The 15190-nt window shown below is 63.4% G+C and carries 16 protein-coding genes and 1 pseudogene; 10 read left to right on the top strand and 7 right to left on the bottom strand.

The features are described from left to right. Nucleotides 1-19: 19 nt before the first annotated feature. On the bottom strand, nt 20-310 hold the full coding sequence (locus tag LXM55_RS11885) for a c-type cytochrome (protein WP_233320556.1): 291 nt from the start codon (nt 308-310) through the stop codon (nt 20-22). A 191-nt stretch (nt 311-501) separates the two neighbouring features. On the opposite strand from LXM55_RS11885, the gene yihA reads away from it, so the two are divergent. Beyond that, the gene (gene yihA, locus LXM55_RS11890; protein ID WP_060836883.1) at nt 502-1143 is read left to right on the top strand and encodes a ribosome biogenesis GTP-binding protein YihA/YsxC; all 642 of its coding nucleotides are present in this window, start codon (nt 502-504) and stop codon (nt 1141-1143) included. 415 nt (nt 1144-1558) lie between these two features. Here the strand turns inward: yihA and polA are convergent, their stop codons facing one another. Then, complete coding sequence (gene polA, locus LXM55_RS11895; RefSeq protein WP_233320557.1) at nt 1559-4351, bottom strand: DNA polymerase I; 2793 nt, start codon at nt 4349-4351, stop codon at nt 1559-1561. Nucleotides 4352-4425: 74 nt separating this feature from the next. Between polA and LXM55_RS11900 the strand changes: the two genes are divergently transcribed. Together LXM55_RS11900 and LXM55_RS11905 are read left to right on the top strand one after the other, a co-directional pair. After that, nucleotides 4426-4713 (top strand): DUF2782 domain-containing protein, encoded by a 288-nt coding sequence (locus LXM55_RS11900; protein WP_233320558.1) that lies wholly within the window; start codon nt 4426-4428, stop codon nt 4711-4713. 65 nt (nt 4714-4778) lie between these two features. Then, complete coding sequence (locus tag LXM55_RS11905; RefSeq protein WP_233320559.1) at nt 4779-5729, top strand: homoserine kinase; 951 nt, start codon at nt 4779-4781, stop codon at nt 5727-5729. A gap of 62 nt (nt 5730-5791) precedes the next feature. Here the strand turns inward: LXM55_RS11905 and LXM55_RS11910 are convergent, their stop codons facing one another. After that, nucleotides 5792-6712, bottom strand: coding sequence for a zinc ABC transporter substrate-binding protein (locus LXM55_RS11910; protein WP_233320560.1), 921 nt, complete (start codon nt 6710-6712; stop codon nt 5792-5794). A 66-nt stretch (nt 6713-6778) separates the two neighbouring features. Here LXM55_RS11910 and zur point away from each other — a divergent pair, with 66 nt between their 5' ends. From zur to LXM55_RS11930, 4 genes are read left to right on the top strand one after another with little or no spacing between them, the layout of a single operon-like run. Further along, complete coding sequence (zur, locus tag LXM55_RS11915; protein WP_060836879.1) at nt 6779-7261, top strand: zinc uptake transcriptional repressor Zur; 483 nt, start codon at nt 6779-6781, stop codon at nt 7259-7261. Further along, nucleotides 7261-8040, top strand: a complete 780-nt coding sequence (gene znuC / locus LXM55_RS11920; RefSeq protein WP_233320561.1) for a zinc ABC transporter ATP-binding protein ZnuC — start codon at nt 7261-7263, stop codon at nt 8038-8040. Before zur ends, znuC begins: the two co-directional genes overlap by 1 nt. Beyond that, the gene (gene znuB / locus LXM55_RS11925; RefSeq protein WP_233320562.1) at nt 8033-8821 is read left to right on the top strand and encodes a zinc ABC transporter permease subunit ZnuB; all 789 of its coding nucleotides are present in this window, start codon (nt 8033-8035) and stop codon (nt 8819-8821) included. Before znuC ends, znuB begins: the two co-directional genes overlap by 8 nt. Before the next feature lie 37 nt (nt 8822-8858). After that, complete coding sequence (locus LXM55_RS11930; RefSeq protein WP_233320563.1) at nt 8859-9578, top strand: PA5502 family lipoprotein; 720 nt, start codon at nt 8859-8861, stop codon at nt 9576-9578. A gap of 85 nt (nt 9579-9663) precedes the next feature. Here LXM55_RS11930 and LXM55_RS32520 read toward each other — a convergent pair. Then, nucleotides 9664-9807, bottom strand: a pseudogene (locus LXM55_RS32520) (catalase); the annotation flags it as partial. A gap of 183 nt (nt 9808-9990) precedes the next feature. On the opposite strand from LXM55_RS32520, the gene LXM55_RS11940 reads away from it, so the two are divergent. From LXM55_RS11940 to LXM55_RS11950, 3 genes are read left to right on the top strand one after another with little or no spacing between them, the layout of a single operon-like run. Next, complete coding sequence (locus LXM55_RS11940; RefSeq protein WP_233320565.1) at nt 9991-10998, top strand: methionine ABC transporter ATP-binding protein; 1008 nt, start codon at nt 9991-9993, stop codon at nt 10996-10998. Then, nucleotides 10998-11663, top strand: coding sequence for a methionine ABC transporter permease (locus LXM55_RS11945; protein ID WP_233320566.1), 666 nt, complete (start codon nt 10998-11000; stop codon nt 11661-11663). Before LXM55_RS11940 ends, LXM55_RS11945 begins: the two co-directional genes overlap by 1 nt. Before the next feature lie 59 nt (nt 11664-11722). Then, a complete protein-coding gene (locus LXM55_RS11950; protein ID WP_233320567.1) occupies nt 11723-12496 on the top strand; it encodes a MetQ/NlpA family ABC transporter substrate-binding protein in 774 nt (257 codons plus the stop codon). Nucleotides 12497-12582: 86 nt separating this feature from the next. On the opposite strand, the gene LXM55_RS11955 is transcribed toward LXM55_RS11950, so the two are convergent. Genes LXM55_RS11955 through LXM55_RS11965 form a run of 3 tightly spaced genes read right to left on the bottom strand, consistent with a single transcriptional unit; the run spans nt 12583 to nt 15184 of the window. Then, nucleotides 12583-13218 (bottom strand): SCO family protein, encoded by a 636-nt coding sequence (locus LXM55_RS11955; RefSeq protein WP_233320568.1) that lies wholly within the window; start codon nt 13216-13218, stop codon nt 12583-12585. After that, nucleotides 13215-14117: a heme o synthase gene (cyoE, locus tag LXM55_RS11960; RefSeq protein WP_233320569.1), complete on the bottom strand. Its 903-nt coding sequence runs from the start codon at nt 14115-14117 to the stop codon at nt 13215-13217. The genes LXM55_RS11955 and cyoE overlap by 4 nt, the downstream gene beginning before the upstream one ends. Next, complete coding sequence (locus tag LXM55_RS11965; RefSeq protein ID WP_233320570.1) at nt 14105-15184, bottom strand: COX15/CtaA family protein; 1080 nt, start codon at nt 15182-15184, stop codon at nt 14105-14107. The genes cyoE and LXM55_RS11965 overlap by 13 nt, the downstream gene beginning before the upstream one ends. Nucleotides 15185-15190: the final 6 nt, after the last annotated feature.

The raw sequence follows: 15190 nt of genomic DNA on the forward strand, positions 1-15190 counted from the left end.
TAAGAGTTATGGACCGGGATCACTCGCTCATCCAGTGGATGATGGCTCGGTAATCCTCGGCACTGCAGTCCATGCACAAACCACGCGGCGGCATCGCCTTGAAACCCTGGGTCACGTGTTGCACCAGCGTCTCCATACCTTGCGCCAACCTCGGCGCCCAAGCTTCCTGGTCGCCCTTGCGGGGCGCCGTGGGTAGTTGGCCGGAATGACAAGCCCCACAAACACGGTTGTACACAGCTTCCGGATCCTGTGTAGCCTGAGCGCCGTAAAACGGCATCAAGACACCGGCAGCTAGCAGCCATTTCGTCATAAAACGACCTTTTCAGGGTTGAGAGCGTGCTGCGTTCTGATGCGCATTCAAGGTTTATCGCTCTCGTGAACTTCATCCTACGCTGGGACAAAGCGCACACAAAATCTGCGGCATTATATACTGGCGTTACTGAAACGGAAACGACACCGCTCGCCGCGTCCACTCTCGGCATCGCCCCAATCGGAAATCCCATGCAACTCAAGAACCCCATCCTCGGTCTGTGCCAACAGGCTACGTTCATGCTCAGCGCCGCCAAAGTCGATCAATGCCCTGACGACGACGGCTTTGAAGTGGCCTTTGCCGGGCGTTCCAACGCCGGCAAATCCAGCGCCCTGAACACCCTGACCCACGCCAGCCTGGCACGCACCTCGAAAACCCCGGGGCGCACGCAGTTGTTGAACTTCTTCAAGCTAGACGACGATCGCCGTCTGGTCGACCTGCCGGGCTACGGTTACGCCAAAGTGCCAATCCCGCTGAAGCAGCACTGGCAGCGTCACCTGGAAGCCTACCTGGGCAGCCGCGAGAGCCTTAAAGGCCTGATTCTGATGATGGATATCCGTCATCCCATGACTGATTTCGACCTGCTGATGCTGGACTGGGCGGTAGCCAGCGGCATGCCGATGCACATCCTGCTGACCAAGGCCGACAAACTGACCTACGGCGCGGCCAAGAACACCCTGCTCAAGGTTCAGTCGCAGATCCGCAAGGGCTGGGGCGAAGCGGTCACCATCCAACTGTTCTCGGCGCCCAAGCGCATGGGCCTGGAAGAGGCTTACACCGTACTGGCGGGCTGGATGGAACTGGCCGACAAAGGCGCTGAAACCGAGGCCTGAGAGCCATCGGAAAAACTGTCTGGGGGATGATCAGGCAAGACAAAAGCGCGGTGCGAAAGCGGAGTTTACTGGCTGTAAATGAGCATTTCGCGCCGCGCTTTTAACGCAGCATGATCATTTCCCAGGCAGTTTTCGGGCAAAAAAAACCCCGGACTTCGTATGGGGAGGGGGAAGTTCGGGGTTCAAGTTCTAGACCGCTAGGGCGGGGTCCAGATATCTGCCAACACTTAACACAACATAGGAGCATCGAAGGGCTTCACCAGCCATTCAGTAACTCTGAGTAGGCGTTCGCCGATTTAGTTCCGGCGCGTTGCAAAAACTATTGGCAATAAACGATGAAGTTTTTCGTGCTAACAGTCCTTCGCTGGTTCTTGCCGCGACACTATGCCGCGGTAAGAACCGCTGAAAAGCGCCCTTAATGGGCCTCATCCCAGTTATTTCCCACCCCGACTTCGACCAATAACGGCACGTCCAGGGTCGCGGCACCGCTCATGTACCCGCGAATCTCTTCGCGAACCTGGTCCACCAGGTCCTCGCGCACCTCCAGCACCAGTTCGTCGTGCACCTGGAGAATCACCCGAGCATCCAGCCCCGAAGACTCCAGCCAGTTGTCCACCGCCACCATGGCTTTCTTGATGATGTCCGCGGCGGTGCCCTGCATTGGCGCGTTGATCGCAGTGCGCTCGGCACCGGCACGTTCCTGAGGCTTGTTGGAGTTGATCTCCGGCAGGTACAGCCGACGACCGAAGATGGTCTCGACATACCCCTGGTCCGCGGCCTGGGCGCGGGTGCGGTCCATGTACTCACGAACCCCCGGGTAGCGCGCGAAGTAGGTATCGATGTAGGCCTTGGCCTGCTTGGTATCGACGCCAATGTCCTTGCCCAGTTTCTGCGCGCCCATGCCGTAGATCAGGCCGAAGTTGATGGCCTTGGCGCTGCGACGCTGATCGGAAGTGACGTCCTTGAGCTCGACCTTGAATACCTCGGCCGCCGTGGCGGTGTGCACGTCCAGGTTGTTGCGGAAGGCATTGAGCAGGCCTTCGTCCCGGGACAGATGAGCCATGATCCGCAGCTCGATCTGCGAATAGTCCGCCGCCAGCAGCTTGTAGCCAGGCGGGGCGATAAAGGCCTGGCGAATGCGCCGGCCCTCGGCGGTGCGCACGGGAATGTTCTGCAGGTTCGGATCGCTGGACGACAACCGGCCAGTGGATGCCACCGCCTGATGATAGGAGGTGTGGATACGCCCGGTGCGCGGGTTGATCTGCTCCGGCAGACGGTCGGTGTAGGTGCTTTTCAGCTTGCTCATGGAGCGGTACTGCATCAGCACCCGCGGCAACGGATAGTCGTCTTCGGCGAGCTTGGCCAGCACCTCTTCAGCCGTGGAAGGCTGGCCCTTGGCGGTCTTTTTCAGCACCGGCAGGCCGAGCTTGTCGTAGAGGATGCTGCCCAGTTGCTTGGGCGACCCCAGGTTGAACTCCTCACCGGCGATCTCGAAGGCTTCGCGCTCCAGGGCCACCATCTTGTCCCCCAACTCGATGCTCTGCACGCCCAGCAGCTTGTCATCCACCAGTGCGCCCTGGCGCTCGATGCGTGCCAGGACCGGCACCAACGGCATCTCGATGTCGGTCAGCACGCTGGCCAGGCTCGGAATGGCTGTCAGCTTGTCGAACAGGACCTGATGCAGGCGCAAGGTCACATCAGCATCTTCCGCCGCATAAGGCCCGGCCTGTTCCAGCGGGATCTGGTCGAAGGTCAGTTGTTTGGCGCCCTTGCCGGCGATGTCCTGGAAGCTCACGGTGCTGTGGTCCAGGTACTTCTGCGCCAGGCTGTCCATGTCATGGCGGGTGGCGGTGGAGTTGAGCACGTAGGACTCAAGCATGGTGTCGAAAGCCACGCCGCGCACGGTGATGCCGTTGGCCTGATCGCCGCCAATCGCGCAATTGGCCAGGATGTTCATGTCGAACTTGGCGTGCTGGCCAACCTTGAGCAGCGTCGGATCTTCCAGCAACGGCTTGAGGGCCAGCAGCACACTGTCGCGATCCAGTTGCTCCGGCGCGCCCATGTAGGAATGAGTCAGGGGAACGTAGGCGGCTTCGCCGGCCTTGACCGAGAAGGACAGGCCCACCAGCTGCGCCTGTTGCGCATCGATGCCGGTGGTTTCGGTATCGAAGGCGATCAGCTTGGCGTTCTTCAGCTTTTCCAACCAGGCGTCGAAACGCTCCTGGTCGAGGATGGTTTCGTACTGCAACTCAAGCGGTGCCTGCTCGGCGGCCGGCGGCTGCGGCGCTGCGGTTGGTGCCGCCTCGGCATCACTGAGCTCGACGCGCTTGGCGTCGCGCTGCAACTCGTCGAGCCAGCTCTTGAACTCCAGCAGGCTGTACAGCTCCACCAGTTTCTCGCGGTCCGGCTCGCCCAGGTGCAGGTCGTCGAGGCCGATATCCAGCGGCACGTCCACCTTGATGGTCGCCAACTGATAGGAGAGGAAAGCCATCTCCTTGTGCTCTTCGAGCTTGGCCGGCAGGGTCTTGGCTCCGCGGATCGGCAGGGTCGGTACGATATCGAGCTGCTCGTAGAGCTCCTTCAGGCCACCGTTGACCCCGACCAGCAGGCCAGAAGCGGTCTTCGGACCAATGCCCGGCACCCCCGGAATGTTGTCGGAAGAGTCGCCCATCAGCGCCAGGTAATCGATGATCTGCTCGGGAGCGACGCCGAATTTCTCCTTCACGCCTTCCACATCCATGCTGCTACCGGACATGGTGTTGACCAGGGTAATGTGCCCATCCACCAGCTGCGCCATGTCCTTGTCACCGGTGGAAATCACCACCGGGCGATCCGCCGCCGCGCTGCTGCGGGCCAGGGTGCCGATCACATCGTCGGCCTCGACCCCTTCCACACACAGCAACGGAAAACCCAGGGCGATCACACTGGCGTGCAGCGGCTCGATCTGCACCCGCATGTCGTCGGGCATGCTCGGGCGGTTGGCCTTGTAGTGGGCATACATGTCGTCGCGGAAGGTCCCGCCCTTGGCATCGAAGACCACCGCGAACGGACTGTCCGGATACTGCTTGCGCAGGCTCTTGAGCATGTTCAACACGCCCTTGACCGCGCCGGTAGGCAGGCCTTTGGAGGTGGTCAGCGGTGGCAACGCGTGGAACGCGCGGTACAGATAAGAAGAACCGTCCACCAGGACGAGGGGGGCTTGGCTCATGAGCGGGATCAACCTTTTCGGCGGGTCCGGCGCTAGAATAGCGGGACCGTTGACGACAAAGGGACAAGGTTATCATGCGCACACTAAATCGCTTGCTGCTGACCGGCTTGATTGCAATCGCTCCATTGGCCGCGATCGCCGCAGAAGATGCGCCATCCGCGGACCCACAAGTGACCATTCGCACGGAAGGCGACAAGACCATCCAGGAATACCGGCAAAATGGCTTCCTGTATGCCATCAAGGTCACACCAAAGGGCGGCAAACCCTATTTCCTGGTGCGCGCTGATGGCTCCGACGGCAACTTCATCCGCTCGGATCAGCCGGATATGCTGATCCCAGCGTGGAAAATCTTTGAGTGGTAAACCACTCCGACTTCAACTCAATGGCGCTGGCTGAATAGCGGCGCCCGTACTGGCAGTTTTTAACCATGTCTGTGTTCACCCCCCTGGCTCGGCCCGAGCTGGAAACCTTTCTCGCCCCGTATGGGCTCGGCCGCCTGCTTGACTTCCAGGGGATCGCCGCTGGTAGCGAAAACACCAACTTCTTCATTAGCCTGGAACAGGGCGAGTTCGTCCTGACCCTGGTGGAACGCGGCCCCGTTCAGGAAATGCCGTTCTTCATCGAGCTGCTGGACGTGCTGCACCAGGCCAATCTGCCGGTGCCCTACGCCCTGCGCACCACCGATGGCGTCGCCCTGCGCGAGCTGGCGGGCAAGCCGGCGCTGCTGCAACCGCGGCTGGCGGGCAAGCACATCAAGCAGGCCAATGCCCAGCACTGCGCCCAGGTCGGCGAACTGCTGGGCCACCTGCACGTGGCCACCAAGGACAACATGATCAAGCGCAAGACCGATCGTGGCCTGGACTGGATGCAAGAAGAGGGCACACAGCTGCTGACGCATCTGGATGCGACCGCCCAGGACCTGCTGCAACGCGCACTGGATGAAATCGCCGCGCAGAAGGCCAAGATCCTGGCGCTGCCCCGGGCCAACATCCACGCCGATCTGTTTCGCGACAACGCGATGTTCGAAGGCACCCACCTGACTGGCCTGATCGACTTCTACAACGCCTGTTCGGGACCGATGCTCTACGACGTGGCGATCGCCCTGAACGACTGGTGTTCTGACGCTGAGGGGGTGATCGACGGCCAGCGCGCGCGAGCCCTGCTGGGCGCCTATGCGGCGCTGCGGCCCTTCACTGCAACAGAGGCTGAACTCTGGCCGACCATGCTGCGGGTAGCTTGCGTGCGCTTCTGGCTGTCACGGCTGATTGCCGCCGAGAGCTTCGCCGGGCAAGACGTGCTGATTCACGACCCGATGGAATTCCAGCAGCGCCTGGCACAGCGGCAACAGATCAGCATCGCGCTGCCGTTCGCCCTGTAAACGCTTCGCGAGCCCGCCCGCTCCTGCGCCCGTGGGAGCGGGCGGGCTCGCGAAAGGCGTGCTTAAAGCTGCTCCAGGCAGCCCGCCAGATCATTCCCCAATTTCTCCAGCACCTGCTCATACCCCTGAGCGGTCGCCGGCGTGTACCCACCCAGGGCATCCAGCTCCGCCAGTTTCACCGGCAACCCGGCCACCAGGGTTTCCGCCAACCGTGGACGCAGAGGCGGCTCGCTGAACACACAAGTCTTGCCCACCTGCTGCAACCGCGCGCGCATGGCGGCAACGTGCTGGGCACCCGGCTGGACTTCAGCCGCAACGCTGAACACCCCGGTGTGCTTGAGGCCGTAGGCCTCTTCGAAGTAGTCAAAGGCCTCGTGGAACACGAAGTAGGGCTTGCCGGCGATCCCCGCCAGACGGGTTTTCAAGCGGGCGTCCAGAGCATCCAGGCGCTCGCCGAACGCCTTCAGGTTGCTCTGGTAGCGGGCGTCATTGGCCGGGTCGGCGGCGCTCAGGTCGGCAGCCATGCGGGTGGCGATCACCCGAGCGTTGACTGGCGACAGCCACAGGTGCGCATCCAGGGTGCCGGGGCGATGATCATGGTCATGTTCGTCAGCATCTTCGGCGTGAGAGTGGCTATCTTCGGCGAAGTGACGAAGCTTCATGCCTGGCAGGTCCTGCACCGCCACCGAAGGCAGGCTACGACCCTTGAGTACCCGCGGCAGGAAGCCTTCCATGTCCGGGCCGATCCAGTACAACAGGTCTACGGTCTGCACCTTGCGCACGTCCGAAGGGCGCAGCGCATAGTTGTGCGGCGAAGCCCCCGGCGGCAGCAGCACCTCGGGCACCGCCACGCCGTCCTGCACGGCGGCGGCAATCAATTGCAGCGGCTTGATGCTGGTCAGTACCCGAACTTCGGCCTGGGCCGAGCCGATCGCGAACAGGCTGAAGGTAAAAGCGACAAAAAGGCGAAAAAGTCTGGGCACGATGGACACTCGAAGAGGCGAGAACGGGTAACATAATAACGTCTCTCACAAACCTCGTCGCCGCTCATGCCTAAAACACCCCTTGCCAGCCGTCCACACGACCACTCTCACTGCGTGCACAGCGCACTGTCTGAGGCCGACGCCCTGTGCGCACGGCAAGGCCTGCGCCTGACCGCGCTGCGCCGGCGGGTGCTGGAGCTGGTGTGGCAAAGCCATAAGCCCCTGGGGGCCTACGACATCCTGGCCGTGCTCAGCGAGCAGGACGGGCGGCGCGCAGCACCACCGACGGTTTATCGGGCCCTGGATTTCCTCCTGGAAAACGGCTTGGTGCACCGCATCGCTTCGCTTAACGCGTTCGTTGGCTGCAACCACCCGGAGCACGCGCACCAGGGCCAGTTCCTGATCTGCCGCGAATGCCACGCAGCCATCGAGCTGGAACAGAAATCCATCAGCGACGCCATCATCACCAGCGCCCGCGACGTCGGCTTCGTGGTCGAGGGCCAGACCGTCGAAGTGGTCGGGCTCTGCTCGGGCTGCCAGGGGGCTTGATGAGCACTGCGTTGATCCGCCTCGAGCAGGTCGGGGTAACGTTTGCCGGCCAAAGCGTGCTGGACAACATCCAGCTCAGCGTCGAACCGGGGCAGATCGTCACCCTGATCGGCCCCAACGGCGCCGGCAAGACCACCCTGGTGCGCGCCGTGCTCGGCCTGCTCAAGCCCGATACCGGCAGTGTCTGGCGCAAGCCCAGGCTGCGGGTGGGCTACATGCCGCAGAAACTCCATGTCGACCCGACCCTGCCGCTGTCGGTGCTGCGTTTTCTGCGCCTGGTGCCGGGAGTGGACCGCACGCGAGCGCTGGCGGCGCTCAAGGAAGTCGGTGCCGAACAGGTGATCGACAGCCCGGTGCAGAGCATTTCCGGTGGCGAGATGCAGCGCGTGCTGCTGGCCCGGGCCCTGCTGCGCGAACCGGAGTTGCTGGTCCTCGATGAGCCGGTGCAAGGCGTCGACGTGGCCGGCCAGGCCGAGCTCTACAGCCTGATCACCCGCCTGCGGGACCGTCACGGTTGTGGCGTGCTGATGGTCTCCCACGACCTGCACCTGGTGATGAGCACCACCGATCAGGTGGTGTGCCTGAATCGCCACGTCTGCTGCTCCGGGCACCCGGAACAGGTCAGCGGCGACCCGGCCTTCGTCGAGCTGTTCGGCAAGAACGCGCCGAGCCTGGCGATCTACCATCACCATCACGACCATGCCCACGACCTGCATGGCTCGGTCGTCACCCAGCCCGCCTCGGGCCACGTCCACGGAGAACACTGCAAGCATGGCTGATTTTTTGCTCTACGCCCTGCTCGCAGGTCTGGCCCTCGCGGTGGTTGCCGGCCCCCTGGGGTCCTTCGTGGTCTGGCGGCGCATGGCCTATTTCGGCGACACCCTGTCCCACGCCGCGCTGCTCGGGGTGGCCCTGGGTTTCCTGCTGGATGTCAGCCCGGCGGTCGCGGTCACGGTCGGCTGCCTGCTGCTGGCGGTGCTGCTGGTCACCCTGCAACAGCGCCAGCCCCTGGCTTCCGACACGCTGCTGGGGATTCTTGCACCCAGCACCCTGTCTCTGGGCCTGGTGGTACTAAGCTTCATGCATGAAGTGCGGATCGACCTGATGGCCTACCTGTTCGGCGACCTGCTGGCGATCAGCCCGGGCGACCTGGCGTGGATTCTCGGTGGCAGCACGGCGGTATTGTTGCTGCTGGCCGCCTTGTGGCGCCCGTTGCTGGCGATCACCGTGCACGAGGAACTGGCCAAGGTCGAAGGCCTGCCCGTGGCCTCGCTGCGCCTGGTACTGATGCTGCTGATCGCCGTGGTGATTGCCGTGGCGATGAAGATTGTCGGGGTGTTGCTGATCACCTCGTTGCTGATCATTCCGGCCGCTGCGGCACAGCGTCACGCCCGCTCGCCGGAACAGATGGCCCTGGGCGCCAGCCTGCTGGGCATGCTCGCGGTCTGCGGCGGGTTGGCGCTGTCCTGGTTCAAGGACACGCCGGCCGGGCCGTCGATCGTGGTCACGGCCGCCGCACTGTTTCTGCTGAGTTTTGTTCTGCCCCGTCGAGGGGTGTAGACTTGCTCGCTTTTTGCGCAATTAGAGAGTCGCAGGAATGAAGCCGTTCGCCTCCCGTTATCTGCTCCTTGTCGCATTTTCCCTGCTGCTGGGAGCCTGCCAAAGCACGCCACCAGCGGCCACCGAGGTCCCTGATGCGCGGGCCACGGCCATCGCGCAGCTGGAACAAAACATCGCCAGCAGCGAACTGGCCACCGCTGAAGACCAACTGAGCGCCTTGCAGGCGCAGACGCCCGACGACCCGCAACTGGTGCAGTACCAGCGGCAGTTGGCCGAGGCTTATCTGCAGCGCAGCCAGATCGTCCTGCAAAAGGGCGACGTGAATGCCGCCGCCACCGCCCTAAGCCGTGCCCGGGCGCTGATGCCCAAGGCCCCAGCGCTGACCGGCGGGGTCAACAACGCCATCGCCCACGCCCGCAAAGCCGAGCTGGAGAAGGCCGAAGCGGCGCTGAAAGCAGCCGAGGCGCGCCCACCGGCCAAGCTGATCGACCCTGCAGCCCAGAGCAGCACCATTGCCTTGAACGTCACCGACATCCGCAAGCTGCGGCATCAGCTCGATGCCCTGGCCGCCGACGTGGTGAATTATCAGTGCGATGTGCGCATCCAGGTGCCGCGCACCGAGGATTACCCCTGGTTGTCGACCTTGCTCGGCAAGCGGGTGAAGAAGCTCGACCCGGACTTTGAACAGAAGATCAGCCGGCAGATCGTGCGCCATGTACCGGCGCAGATGGTGCTGACGCCGCGCAAGGCGCAGTAAAGCCTTCGCCGGCAAGCCGGCTCCAGCGCAGGAGCAGGCTTGCCGCGAACCGCTGTTCAGGCCGGGATGGCCTTGGCCTTTTCCTCTCGATCCCCGACCCGATGTGCCCCCGGCAAAAGGCGACCCGCTCGGTTCCGGCGAAATAATTGTCCGGGTTGCGCTCCAGCACCCTCTTGCCCAAGGGTGTGATCGGCCCCCGTTCCTCGGGGATCAGCTTGGCCGGGGCGAGGCCTCCAGGCATGGCACCTGATCGCAAAGCGCGAGCGTTCCTTTTTTATGACCTTTGATCGCGTTATTGCCAAATGGCAGGATGATTGCGAAATAAATGCTAAGAACCTCTATACGGACAGGCTAAAATGCGCGCCCGGCTAACCGCTGATCCTTTTCTAACGCGCCCCACAAGGTTCGCTACGTGATCGAGTTTCAAAACGTCCATAAAACCTACCGGGTCGCCGGTAAGGATATTCCCGCCCTGCACCCGACCAGTCTTCGGGTCGAGAATGGCCAGGTGTTCGGCCTGATCGGCCACTCCGGCGCGGGTAAAAGTACCCTGCTGCGCCTGATCAACCGCCTGGAAAACCCCAGTGGCGGCCAGATCATCGTCGACGACGAAGAAGTCACCGCGCTGGATGCCAATGGCCTGCGCCGCTTCCGGCAACAGGTCGGGATGATTTTCCAACACTTCAACCTGCTGTCCTCCAAGACCGTGGCCGACAACGTCGCCCTGCCGCTGACCCTGGCCGGCGAGCTGTCGCGCAGCGAGATCGAGCGCCGTGTGGCCGAACTGCTGGACCGGGTCGGCCTGGCCGACCACGCGAAGAAATACCCGGCGCAGCTGTCCGGCGGCCAGAAGCAGCGCGTCGGCATCGCCCGCGCCCTGGCCACCAAGCCGAAGATCCTGCTGTGCGACGAAGCCACCAGTGCCCTCGATCCACAGACCACGGCCTCGGTCCTGCAACTGCTGGCCGAGATCAACCGCGAGCTGAACCTGACCATCGTCCTGATCACCCACGAGATGGACGTGATCCGTCGCGTCTGCGATCAGGTGGCGGTCATGGACGCCGGCAAGATCGTCGAGCAAGGTCCGGTGGCCGAGGTGTTTCTGCACCCCAAGCACCCGACCACCAAGCGTTTCGTCCAGGAAGACGAGCAGGTCGACGAGAATGAGCAGCGCGACGACTTCGCCCACGTACCGGGGCGCATCGTGCGCCTGACCTTCCAGGGCGACGCCACCTACGCGCCGCTGCTGGGCACCGTGGCCCGGGAGACCGGGGTCGACTACAGCATCCTCGCCGGACGCATCGACCGCATCAAAGACACCCCTTACGGGCAATTGACCCTGGCCATCACCGGCGGTGACATGGAAGCGGCCTTCGCCCGCTTCACCGCGGCGGATGTCCACATGGAGGTGCTGCGCTGATGGATACCTTCTTCGCCAACATCGACTGGCTGGAAATCTGGCTGGCCACCGGCGACACCCTGATGATGCTCGGCGGTTCGCTGCTGTTCACCGTGCTCCTGGGCCTGCCCCTGGGCGTGCTGCTGTTCCTCTGCAGCCCGCGCCAACTGCTGGAGCAGAAGAGCCTCTACGCGCTGCTGTCGCTGATGGTGAACATCCTGCGCTCGCTGCCGTTCATCATCCTGCTGATCGTGATGATTCCCTTCACCGTATTGATCACCGGCACTTCGCTGGGGGTCGCCGGGGCCATTCCGCCGCTGGTGGTGGGCGCCACGCCGTTCTTTGCCCGGTTGGTGGAAACCGCCCTGCGCGAAGTCGACCGCGGCATCATCGAAGCCACCCAGTCCATGGGCGCCAGCACTCGGCAGATCATTACCAACGCCTTGCTCCCGGAAGCCCGCCCGGGCATCTTTGCCGCTATCACCGTGACCGCCATTACCCTGGTGTCCTACACCGCCATGGCGGGCGTGGTGGGTGCCGGCGGCCTCGGCGACCTGGCGATCCGCTTCGGCTACCAGCGTTTCCAGACCGATGTGATGGTGGTGACCGTGGTGTTGCTGCTGGTGCTGGTTCAGGTTCTGCAAACCTTCGGCGATAAGCTGGTGGTGCACTTTTCCCGCAAATAACATTGCCGGCCCAGGCCGGCAGGCGCCCGGGGTCGGGCGACTTACAAGGAGCTTGATCGATGAAAAAACTACTCGTCGCTTTCGCAGCCGTTGCCGCATTCTCCGCGCACGCTGCTGAAACCCTGACCGTGGCCGCCACTCCGGTGCCCCACGCCGAGATCCTGGAATTCGTCAAACCGGCCCTGGCCAAAGAAGGCGTGGACCTGAAGGTCAAGGTCTTCACCGACTACGTGCAGCCCAACGTGCAAGTCGCCGAAAAGCGCCTGGACGCCAACTTCTTCCAGCACCAGCCGTACCTGGATGAGTTCAACAAATCCAAGGGCACCCAGCTGATCAGCGTTGCCGGTGTGCACGTCGAGCCACTGGGCGCTTACTCCAACAAGCACAAGCAGCTCTCCGAACTGCCGGGCGGCGCCACCGTGGTGATCCCCAACGACGCCACCAACGGCGGCCGTGCACTGCTGCTGCTGGACAAGGCCGGCCTGATCAAGCTCAAGGACTCCAACAACATCCTGGCCACCGTCAAGGACATCACCGAGAACCCCAAGGACCTGAAGTTCCGTGAACTGGAAGCCGCCACCATCCCGCGCGTGCTGACCCAGGTCGACCTGGCGCTGATCAACACCAACTACGCGCTGGAAGCCAAGCTGGATCCGTCCAAGGACGCCCTGGTGATCGAAGGCAAGGATTCGCCTTACGTGAACATCCTGGTGGCCCGTCCTGACAACAAGGATTCGGATGCCATGAAAAAACTGATCGGCGCCCTGCACAGCCCGCAAGTGAAGCAATTCATTCTCGAGAAGTACAAAGGCGCCATCGTGCCGGCGTTCTGATCGGTTGCAGAAACACAAACGGGGCGCCTTGGGGCGCCCCGTTTTGTTTGTAGCCGTGCATTCGCCGGCACGCCGGCTGCTGCGGGTTATTTGCGTTGCAGCATCACCGGCAGCTGGGCCACCAGTTTCTGGTTGTTCAGCGGCGCGCGAATAAAGCCGCGCTGGGTGCCGTCCGGGCCGATCACCGCCAGGTTGCCGCTGTGGTCGACGGTGTAGTTGGGCTTGCTGGTATCCGCCGGAATGAACGGAATGCTCACGGCGTTGGCGAGCTTCTGCAGGTCTTCCACCGAGGCGGCGGTCAGGCCCTTGAAGTCCTTGTCGAAATAGCCCAGGTACTGCTTGAGCTGCTGCGGCGTATCGCGGTTGGGGTCGACGCTGACCAGAACCACCTGCAACTGGTCCACCGCCTCCTTGGGCAGCTCGCTCTTGATCTGCCGCAGTTGGGCCAGGGTGGTCGGGCAGATGTCCGGGCAGAAGGTGTAGCCGAAGAACAGCAGCGACCATTTGCCCTTCAACTCGTCGATCACCACCGGCTGGCCGTCCTGATCGAGCATTTTCACCGCCGGCAAAGTACGGCTTTGCGGCAGCAGGATGATGCCGGCATCGATCAGTGCAGTGGGGTCGCCTTGACCCTTGCCGGACAGTACTTTGTTGACGGTAAGCCCCAGCACCAGGGCCACCAGGGCAACGAGAATAAAGACGGTTTTCTGAGTTCGAGTCATAGGTTCAACAATAGGTAGTGGTCTACGAGCAGGGCGATGAACAGCAGGAACAAGTAATAAATAGAGTACTTGAAGGTGTTGATCGCCGCGTGCGGCCGAGTGCCACGGTACAGCACCCAGGCCCATTGCAGGAAGCGCCCGCCCAGGGCCAGGGCGCACATCAGGTACAGCAGGCCGCTCATGTGGATGGCATAAGGCAGCAGGCTCACCGCCAGCAGGGCGAAGGTATAGAGCAGGATATGCACCTTGGTGTAGTGCTCGCCGTGAGTCACCGGCAGCATCGGGATATCGGCCTTGGCGTACTCCTCCTTGCGATGGATGGCCAGGGCCCAGAAGTGCGGTGGGGTCCAGGCGAAGATGATCAGCACCAGCAGCAGTGGCTCAGCACTCAGGTGCCCGGTGGCGGCGACCCAGCCCAGCAATGGCGGGGCCGCGCCGGCCAACCCGCCGATCACGATGTTCTGCGGCGTCGCGCGCTTCAGAAAGCCGGTGTAGACCACCGCATAGCCCAACAGGGACGCCAGGGTCAGCCAGGCCGTGAGCGGGTTGGTAAAGGCCAGCAGCAGCGCCTGCCCGGCCAGCGCCAGCAACAGCGCAAAGGCCAGCGCCGCCCGTGGCGAGACCCGGCCTTCGGCCAGGGGCCGCTTGTGGGTCCGGGCCATCACCGCGTCGATGCGCCGGTCCACCACATGGTTGACCGCCGCCGCCCCACCCGCGCACAGGGCGATGCCCAGGTTGCCGAACACCAGCACGGTCCACGGCACCCCGGCGCGGGTGGCGAGGAACATGCCCACCAGCGAGGTGATCAGCATCAGCACCACCACCTTGGGCTTGGTCAGTTCCAGGTAATCGCGCCAGAACGCCTGGGGGTGCTGGCGGGTGCCGGTCAGAGTCGCCATGGCATCTCTCCTTTGATGGTGATGGGACCCGCCATCTGTTTGCGCGGGCTGAGCCGCCAGCCCAGGGGCAGGCGGTCCCGAGCCTGTACCAGGCTGGTACGGGCGTGATAGTTAACCAGCACCAGGGTCAGCAGCAGCGCCGCGCCCCCAGCGTTGTGGGCCACCGCCACAGGTAGCGGCAGGTGCAGCAGCACGTTGCTGGCCCCCAGGGTGACCTGCACCCCCAGCGCCACCAGCACCAGGCCGGCCAGGCGGCTCATGCCGGTCTGCCGCAGCTGCCAGGCCAGCCCCAGCAGCACCAGGGTCACCAGCACCGCGCCCACCCGGTGGGTCATGTGGATGGCGGTACGCGCATCGCTGTCCAGTTGCCCGCCCAGGTAGTTGGGGCCGATGTGCTGGGTCAGGTGGAAGCCGTTGGCGAAATCCATGTTCGGCCACCACTGGCCATGACAGGTGGGCAGGTCAATGCAGGCCACCGCCGCATAGTTGGAGCTGACCCAGCCGCCCAGGGCGATCTGCCCGATCACCAGCACCAGCCCGGCCGTGGCCCAGTACTGCAGGCGCCGCGGCACGATCAGCGCCGGCAATACGCCGGACAGGCGCAAGGTCAGCAGGAACAACAGGCTCAGGGTGGCAAAACCGCCCAGCAGGTGCGCGGTGACCACCTGCGGCCAGAGCTTGAGGGTCACCGTCCACATGCCGAAGGCCGCCTGGGCGAACACCACGGCCAAGAGGAACAGCGGCAACTTCAACGGCTGCCCGGGATGCCGGCGATGGCTCCAGGCGCGAGCCGCCAGCAGCACGATCAGCAGCCCCAGGGTGCCGGCGAAATAACGGTGGACCATCTCGTTCCAGCCCTTGTGGGCCTCCACCGGGGTATCGGGAAAGTGCCGCTCGGCATGGGCCAACTGGGCTTCGCTCTGCGGCACGCTGATAAAGCCATAGCAGCCCGGCCAATCCGGGCAACCGAGGCCGGCGTGGGTCAACCGGGTGTAGGCGCCGAGCAACACCACAATCAGTGCCAGCAAGGTGGCAAACAACGCGAGGCGAAATCCAGGTTTGGCCATGACGAT

It is taken from the genome of Pseudomonas sp. Au-Pse12, from assembly GCF_021341665.1.
Taxonomy (GTDB): domain Bacteria; phylum Pseudomonadota; class Gammaproteobacteria; order Pseudomonadales; family Pseudomonadaceae; genus Aquipseudomonas.

Coding starts and splice junctions, on each gene's coding strand:
- LXM55_RS11945 (WP_233320566.1), top strand. CDS start 10,998: ATGGATACCTTCTTCGCCAACATCGACTGGCTGGAAATCTGGCTGGCC.
- LXM55_RS11950 (WP_233320567.1), top strand. CDS start 11,723: ATGAAAAAACTACTCGTCGCTTTCGCAGCCGTTGCCGCATTCTCCGCG.
- LXM55_RS11900 (WP_233320558.1), top strand. CDS start 4,426: ATGCGCACACTAAATCGCTTGCTGCTGACCGGCTTGATTGCAATCGCT.
- LXM55_RS11885 (WP_233320556.1), bottom strand. CDS start 310: ATGACGAAATGGCTGCTAGCTGCCGGTGTCTTGATGCCGTTTTACGGC.
- LXM55_RS11930 (WP_233320563.1), top strand. CDS start 8,859: ATGAAGCCGTTCGCCTCCCGTTATCTGCTCCTTGTCGCATTTTCCCTG.
- znuC (WP_233320561.1), top strand. CDS start 7,261: ATGAGCACTGCGTTGATCCGCCTCGAGCAGGTCGGGGTAACGTTTGCC.
- cyoE (WP_233320569.1), bottom strand. CDS start 14,117: ATGGCGACTCTGACCGGCACCCGCCAGCACCCCCAGGCGTTCTGGCGC.
- LXM55_RS11905 (WP_233320559.1), top strand. CDS start 4,779: ATGTCTGTGTTCACCCCCCTGGCTCGGCCCGAGCTGGAAACCTTTCTC.
- polA (WP_233320557.1), bottom strand. CDS start 4,351: ATGAGCCAAGCCCCCCTCGTCCTGGTGGACGGTTCTTCTTATCTGTAC.
- yihA (WP_060836883.1), top strand. CDS start 502: ATGCAACTCAAGAACCCCATCCTCGGTCTGTGCCAACAGGCTACGTTC.
- znuB (WP_233320562.1), top strand. CDS start 8,033: ATGGCTGATTTTTTGCTCTACGCCCTGCTCGCAGGTCTGGCCCTCGCG.
- LXM55_RS11955 (WP_233320568.1), bottom strand. CDS start 13,218: ATGACTCGAACTCAGAAAACCGTCTTTATTCTCGTTGCCCTGGTGGCC.
- LXM55_RS11965 (WP_233320570.1), bottom strand. CDS start 15,184: ATGGCCAAACCTGGATTTCGCCTCGCGTTGTTTGCCACCTTGCTGGCA.
- zur (WP_060836879.1), top strand. CDS start 6,779: ATGCCTAAAACACCCCTTGCCAGCCGTCCACACGACCACTCTCACTGC.